General features: G+C 40.8%; 1 pseudogene. It reads right to left on the bottom strand.

From position 1 onward, the window contains the following. Positions 1-389 precede the first annotated feature (389 nt). Positions 390-845: pseudogene (locus CWC18_RS18845) on the bottom strand (transposase); the annotation flags it as partial. Between the last annotated feature and the right edge of the window lie 151 nt (positions 846-996).

Below are 996 nucleotides of genomic sequence, written 5' to 3' on the forward strand. Positions count from 1 at the left end.
TCTTCTGGATAATGCTTCACCATAACTAACTTACCGCTCCCTGTTTTATTTTATGAAAAACTGAGGCGACAACTATCCTGACACAGGGGGGAACTGTAGTGGTCAACTATTTTGCCACCTCTTTATAAGTTTTCCAATACTGTTTTTCTTTCGCTATAGGCGAGCTTCCTCGATTATGCCGATGAGGTCGGTAACGGTTGTAGTAACCCATGATATATTATGATATTTCACCTGTTGCTTCTGTTATATTTTTATAGCCTGCTCTTGGTATCCACTCTGTTTTAAAGCTTCTTCCACGACGAGATAAAATTTGATTCATGCCATAGCGCCAGATTAATTGCCTAAACGCTTTACTCGTGTAATGACAGCCTTAGATGCCCTTCTAAGTGTCAACATGTAATTTGAACACAGTTAATGGATGTATTCCTATTTTTTAGCAGGTAGTATAATTCCCGAGCTATATATCTTTTCAAGCAGCGTAACGCTTCCATTTTTGATAACCCATCGGCAGTGCGTTTCTTAATATAGGACTTCGACCGATCTTCTGTTCGTAACCTACCAATGGCAATTATATGAAGCGCACTATTAGCAGCACGGTCTCCACCTCGGTTTAGTCTGTGCCTGTTAGTCTTTCCTGATGACGCAGGAATCGGGCAAACACCGCAAAGAGCAGCAAAGCTAGATTCAGATTTTAATCGTTCTGGATTATCTCCTAGTGTTATTAATAATTGTGCCGCTGATTCATACCCAACCGCATTTTGCTTAATTAATTCAGGTGCCAGTGTGTCGACAATAGTTGCTATCATTTTATCCAAGTCAGCAATTTCATCATGGAGTTCAATATACAGGGCGAGAGCGTGAATATACTGTTAACAGCTAAGCCCTAATCACCTTATCTAAATATTCAGTGTCCATCGCAGCGCGGCGTTGTTTTCGTCGTACGCTGGCTTTTAAGGTACTTTCTCTTTTCAACTGGTTCAGTCCTACATGCCTAAA

Origin of the sequence: Pseudoalteromonas aurantia, assembly GCF_005886875.1 — a bacterium.
Lineage (GTDB): Bacteria > Pseudomonadota > Gammaproteobacteria > Enterobacterales > Alteromonadaceae > Pseudoalteromonas > Pseudoalteromonas aurantia_A.